The 5496-nt window shown below is 64.1% G+C and carries 6 protein-coding genes; 4 read left to right on the top strand and 2 right to left on the bottom strand.

The annotated features are described in order from the left end of the window. Positions 1-775 (bottom strand): AraC family ligand binding domain-containing protein (locus K289_RS0140330; RefSeq protein WP_035687933.1); only part of this gene is annotated, 775 nt, incomplete at its 3' end. Between the two features lie 184 nt (positions 776-959). Between K289_RS0140330 and K289_RS0140325 the strand changes: the two genes are divergently transcribed. The 4 genes from K289_RS0140325 (at position 960) to K289_RS0140310 (ending at position 5158) form a co-directional block, all read left to right on the top strand. Continuing rightward, the gene (locus K289_RS0140325) at positions 960-2663 is read left to right on the top strand and encodes an FAD-dependent oxidoreductase (protein ID WP_027556488.1); all 1704 of its coding nucleotides are present in this window, start codon (positions 960-962) and stop codon (positions 2661-2663) included. 69 nt (positions 2664-2732) lie between these two features. After that, complete coding sequence (locus K289_RS0140320) at positions 2733-3965, top strand: ABC transporter substrate-binding protein (protein ID WP_027556487.1); 1233 nt, start codon at positions 2733-2735, stop codon at positions 3963-3965. 22 nt (positions 3966-3987) lie between these two features. Beyond that, a complete protein-coding gene (locus K289_RS0140315) occupies positions 3988-4326 on the top strand; it encodes an NIPSNAP family protein (protein WP_027556486.1) in 339 nt (112 codons plus the stop codon). A gap of 37 nt (positions 4327-4363) precedes the next feature. Beyond that, positions 4364-5158, top strand: a complete 795-nt coding sequence (locus K289_RS0140310) for an SDR family NAD(P)-dependent oxidoreductase (protein ID WP_027556485.1) — start codon at positions 4364-4366, stop codon at positions 5156-5158. Positions 5159-5213: 55 nt separating this feature from the next. Here K289_RS0140310 and K289_RS49970 read toward each other — a convergent pair. Next, a partial coding sequence (locus K289_RS49970; protein ID WP_198024891.1) for a transposase occupies positions 5214-5496 on the bottom strand: 283 nt, incomplete at its 5' end.

Here is a 5496-nt window from a genome sequence, read left to right as displayed (position 1 = left end):
CGAGCGCCGCACCGATCTCGTTCACGGTCATGTCGGAATAGAGCAGGTTGCGTTTGGCCTCCGTGAGCAGCCGGTCATTGATCAGCGCCAGCGACGACTTGCCCGTGGTAGCGCGGCAACACGCATTGAGACGCGCCGCCGTCACGCCGAGCTTGCGCGCGTAGAAATCGAGCGGCGGGTGATTGCGATAGTGCCGCTCGACCAGCTCGCGAAAGCGCATCACCGTGTCGGCGTCCCGCTCGGTGGACACGGGGCGCGCGCGCTCCTGCTCGAGCAGCCGGCGCACCGTCACCGCGAGCAGTTGCAGATAGGCCTTGATGGCCGTGCGGCGGCCCGGGGCCGACCAGACGAATTCATGCTCGAGCGAGGCGAACAGGCCGACAAGGTCGATGTCATCGCCGATTTGCTGCGGGAGAAATCGGACCGGTATGCGAAAGCCCTCGACGAGATCGGCATCATTGTCGAGCGCGGATTGCAGGAAGGGCGGTGCCACGGTGATGACGTAGCCGTCGGTACCGGGCTTGAAACGAATGGCATGGATCGTGAGCGCTGGGACGATCACCAGGGATGGCGGTGACACCTCCCAGCTCACGCCTTCGACCTCGATGGCGCCGCCGCCCTTGCTGATCACCAGGATCTGGTGGTGGTCGGGATGGGTGTGAGTCCGGATTGTCCAATCGTGGCGACCACTGCGCACCGGGATCGGCTCGATATGGAGGAACGACGGCTCGACCTTCGGAGTCGCTTCCTCGTATAAAAAGTAGTGCGGGATCATGCCGGCGGTTTCCTTGGTGGCGTCCGCCAGCGATGGCTAATCGCCGCGCCGCACCTATGAAAAGTACAATATAAAGGGAGTTTCGTCCATTGGCGGCGACCGTGTCCGCCCTTATCCAGATGATTGCGCATGACCCGACGCAACAACGGGACGGCGGCAGAAGGCCACACGGGAGGAGGCGTCAATGCCAGGACAGCAGCGTGATCTGTCGTGCGACGTGCTGGTCGTGGGCTCGGGCGCCGGTGGATTGTCCACCGCGATCACGGCCAAGAAATCCGGCCTCGACGTCATCATCATCGAGAAGGATCAGTATTTCGGCGGCACTACAGCCTTTTCCGGTGGCGTTCTCTGGGTTCCCGGGAACAGGCATGCCTGTGACGCGGGCGTCACAGACAGCCGCGATGCGGCGCGCACTTACCTGAAGCACGAGACCGGAAATCATTTCGACGATGCGGCGGTCGACGCCTTTCTCGATGTCGGCCCGCGCATGCTCGATTTCTTCGAGCGAGAGACCGAGGCAAAATTCATTCTGTCCGCCTATCCCGACTATCACCCGGACGTCGAGGGCGGCGTGGCGCTGGGCCGCTCGGTCACGGCGGCGCCCTATGACGCCCGCGCGCTCGGCGAGGAGATCCGCCGGCTGCGGCCGCCGCTCGAGACCATCACCTTCATCGGGATGATGTTCAACTCGTCCAACGACGAATTGAAGCACTTCTTCCGCGTGACGAGCTCGCTGACCTCGGCGATCTATGTGGCGAAGCGGCTCGCCGGCCACATCAAGGACCTCGCGCTCTATCGCCGCGGCGTCAAGATCACCAGCGGCAACGCATTGGCGGCGCGTCTTGCCAAGACAGTGTTCGACCTCGGCATCCCGCTGCTCACGGCAACGCCGGCGCAGCGGCTGGTCAGCCAGAACGGCGCCATCACAGGCGCGGTCGTGAGCGATGACAAGGGCGAGTACCGGATTGCGGCGCGCCGCGCAGTGGTACTGGCGAGCGGCGGATTTCCTCATGATCAGGCGCGGATCGCCCGCGCCTATCCGCACCTTGCGCGCGGTGGCGAACATCTGTCGCCGACGCCCGAGGCCAACACAGGCGATGGGATCCGCATGGCAGAGGAGGTCGGCGGCAACTGCGACATCCGCTTTTCGAACGCCGCCGCCTGGATGCCGGTGTCGCGCGTACCACTGGGCAATCGCACCGGCGCATTTCCGCATCTCGTGGACCGGTACAAGCCCGGCGTGGTCGCGGTCAACCGGAAGGGGCGCCGCTTCACCAACGAGTCGGAATCCTACCACGACGTCGGCGCTGCGATGATTGCCGACGGCGCCGGCGGCAAGGAAACCGCAGCCTGGCTGATCTGCGATCACGCCACGATCCGGAAATACGGTCTTGGTTACGCCAAGCCGGCGCCGGTGCCGGTCGGTATCTTCGTGCGCAACGGCTATCTGACGCGCGGGGCGACCCTGCGCGAGCTTGCCGCTAATGCGGGGATCGATGCCGACGGCCTGGAAGGAACGGTTCGCGAGTACAACCAGGGGGCGGCTCATGGTGTCGACACTGCGTTCAAGCGCGGAAGCACGGCCTTCAATCGCTATCTTGGCGATGCCGAGCATAAGCCCAATCCAACTGTCGCTCCGGTCGGCGCCGGGCCCTACTACGCGCTGAAGATCATCATGGGTGATCTCGGCACCTTCGATGGATTGACCACCGACGTGGTGGGCCGCGTGGTGCGCCACGACGGCACGGCGATCGGCGGACTATACGCCGTCGGCAACGATCGCGCCTCGATCATGGGGGGCAACTATCCCGGCGCCGGCATCACGCTCGGGCCGATCATGACCTTCGGCTACATCACCGGCCGTCATCTGGCCGGCCAGCAAGCCTGAACGCACATCGTCCATCTGGACCAACGAAAGCCCGCACCGGCGCGGTGCGGCGACTAAGGGAGAAACGACATGAATATCACGCGACGCGGTTTTGTCGGCGCAGGTCTCGCAGCAACGCTGGCGCCGCGCCTGGCGCGAGCGCAGGCCGACAACATCATCCGCATCGGCGTCATCACCGACATGTCCGGTATCTATCGCGACGTGTCGGGGCCGACCACGGTCGCATGTGCGCAGCAGGCCGCGGCCGAATTCATGGAGGCCAATCCGTCCATCAAGGTCGAGATCCTGGTGGCCGACCACCAGAACAAGGCCGATGTCGGGCTCGCGATCATCCGCAAATGGTTCGATCAGGACGGCGTCGACGTCATCGAGAATGTCGGCAACAGCTCGATCGCGCTCGGCGCGAAATACCTGATCGAGGACAAGAACAAGGTCGCGTTGATCACCACCGCCGGCTCGTCCGACCTGACCGGCAAAAGCTGCAGTGCGAACCTGGTGCACTGGTCATGGGACTCCTGGTGTCTCGCTCACTCCACCGCGACCTCGCTGGTGCGCACCGGTGGCTCGAAATGGTTCTTCCTCACCGCTGACTATGCCTTCGGCCATGCCGCTGAAGCGGATGCGGCAAAATTCGTCAAGGCGGCTGGCGGCACAGTGCTGGGCTCGGTGCGCTATCCCTTCGGTTCGACGTCGGACTTCTCCTCATTCCTGCTGCAGGCACAGTCGAGCGGCGCCAATGTGATCGCCTTTGCCAATTCCGGCAATGAGCTGATCAACTGCCTGAAACAGGCGCAGGAGTTCGGGCTCGACCATGGCGGCACGCGCATGGCGGCCTTGGTCGGCTATGTCACCGACGTCATCGGCATGGGCCTGTCGACGGCGAAGGGTCTCTCGCTGACGGAGACCTTCTACTGGGATCTGAACGACCGGACTCGCGCCTTCACGAATCGGGTGAAGCCGCGCCTGGCCGCCAACGTCTATCCCAACATGAGCCAGGCTGGCGACTACGCGTGCGTGCTGCACTACCTCAAGGCGGTGAAGGAGCTTGGCGTCGAGCGGGCCAGGCGCAACGGCCGCGATGTGGTCGAACTGATGAAGAAGATGCCGACCGACGACGATTGTTTCGGTCGGGGCATGATCCGCGCTGACGGGCGCAAGATCCATCCGGCCTATCTTTTCGAGGTGAAGAAGCCTGCGGATAGCAAATCGACCGGAGACGTGTACAAACTGGTGTCGACGCTCAGCGCAGACGAGGCGTTCCGGCCCCTCGAGGAAGGCAACTGCGGGCTGGCGCGTAGCTGATCGCTCAGTGGGGAGAGGTCCGATGACCGAGCACGCCATCGTCGATTTGCGCGTTTACACCATTGCTCTGCGGAAAATGTCGGAGTTCATCGATGTATTCGATCGGCTCGCGATGCCGGTCCAGCTCAAATATCTGGGACGGCCGCTCGGCATGTTCACGAGCGCGGTCGGGCCGCTGAACCAGATCGTGCACCTCTGGGGCTTTTCCGACATGGGAGAGTTCGAGCGCCGGCACGCCGCGCGCGACAAGGATCCGGACTGGCCGGCCTATCTCAGGGCTTCCGAACATCTCATCATCGCGCAGGAGAACCGGCTGATCCGCAGGATCGAACTGCCGTCCCTGGCAGGCCTCTCCTCGTGATGTGCAGTCCGTCCCTTCTCAACTTGCGGAGCCCTGCATGACTTGGATCGATCTATCGTCGAACGTTGCCGTGGTCACGGGCGGCGGCGCCGGCATCGGGCGCGGCATCGCCCTTGGCCTGGCGGCAGTCGACGCAAACGTGGTCGTGCTCGATCGGGACGAGGCCGGCTCGGCCGTCGCGGCGGAGATTCGCGGCAGCGGCGGACGCGCGGAATTTTTCGCCTGCGATGTCACAAGTGACGACAGCGTCGCGCGCGTCGCCCAGCAGATCACGACAAAGGTCGGTCAGCCCGCGATCCTCGTCAACAATGCCGGCACCATGTTGCCCGGCGGCCTCGACACCTTGAGCATGACGGACTGGGACCGCATTCTGTCGCTCAACCTGACGGGCTACCTGCGCTGCGCGCGGGTGTTCGGCCAGACGATGCTAGAGATGGGCGCAGGCGCCATCGTCCATGTCGCGTCGATCTCGGCGTCGGTCCCGCAGACCTACAGCGGCGCCTACAGCGTGAGCAAGGCCGGCGTCGTCATGCTGTCCCGCCAGCTCGCCGCGGAATGGGGGGCGCGAGGCGTGCGCAGCAACGTGGTCAGCCCCGGCATGATCCGTACGCCGATGACCGAAGCGATCTATCAGGCTCCGGGCGTGCACGATGCACGGCGGGCCCTGGTGCCGGCTCAGCGGATCGGCCGGCCGGCCGACATCGCCGATGCGGTTGTTTTCCTCGCCAGTGAGCGCGCAAGCTACATCACCGGTGAGGAGATCGTCGTCGACGGCGGCTTTACCCGAACGATCATGGGCGTGATTCCGCGTCCGGGCTTCGAGAAGAACTGAAGGCGGCCAGCACGTCGCCGGCCAGACAGGAGGGATCCTTGCTGCTAGTGGCTCGTCACCGTGATTTTGACTCTTTGGACGTATCTGGATAGGCGCGGCCCAGTTTGGCGCGAGCTTTGTCTGTTGTGAACATCCAGTTGATGCGGGCGCGAGCTTTGTTTCGCTGCCGCTCCCATGCTGCGATCTCATTTCTGAGGTGTTTTGGATCGTCGATTCGGCGGCTGAGACACTGCCCTTGGAGAACGCCGATCTCGATCTCGACCATGTTAAGCCAACTGGCATGTTTCGGGGTGTAGTGGAACTCGAGGCGACGCAGGATACGGCGGGCCTCAGCGGGC

It is taken from the genome of Bradyrhizobium sp. Cp5.3 (genome assembly GCF_000426265.1).
GTDB classification, from domain to species: domain Bacteria; phylum Pseudomonadota; class Alphaproteobacteria; order Rhizobiales; family Xanthobacteraceae; genus Bradyrhizobium; species Bradyrhizobium neotropicale.
This window is presented reverse-complemented; position numbering and strand designations above follow the sequence as displayed.

Excerpts from the sequence above, each read along its gene's own strand:
- K289_RS0140325 (WP_027556488.1), top strand. The coding sequence starts at position 960 with ATGCCAGGACAGCAGCGTGATCTGTCGTGCGACGTGCTGGTCGTGGGC.
- K289_RS0140320 (WP_027556487.1), top strand. The coding sequence starts at position 2,733 with ATGAATATCACGCGACGCGGTTTTGTCGGCGCAGGTCTCGCAGCAACG.
- K289_RS0140315 (WP_027556486.1), top strand. The coding sequence starts at position 3,988 with ATGACCGAGCACGCCATCGTCGATTTGCGCGTTTACACCATTGCTCTG.
- K289_RS0140310 (WP_027556485.1), top strand. The coding sequence starts at position 4,364 with ATGACTTGGATCGATCTATCGTCGAACGTTGCCGTGGTCACGGGCGGC.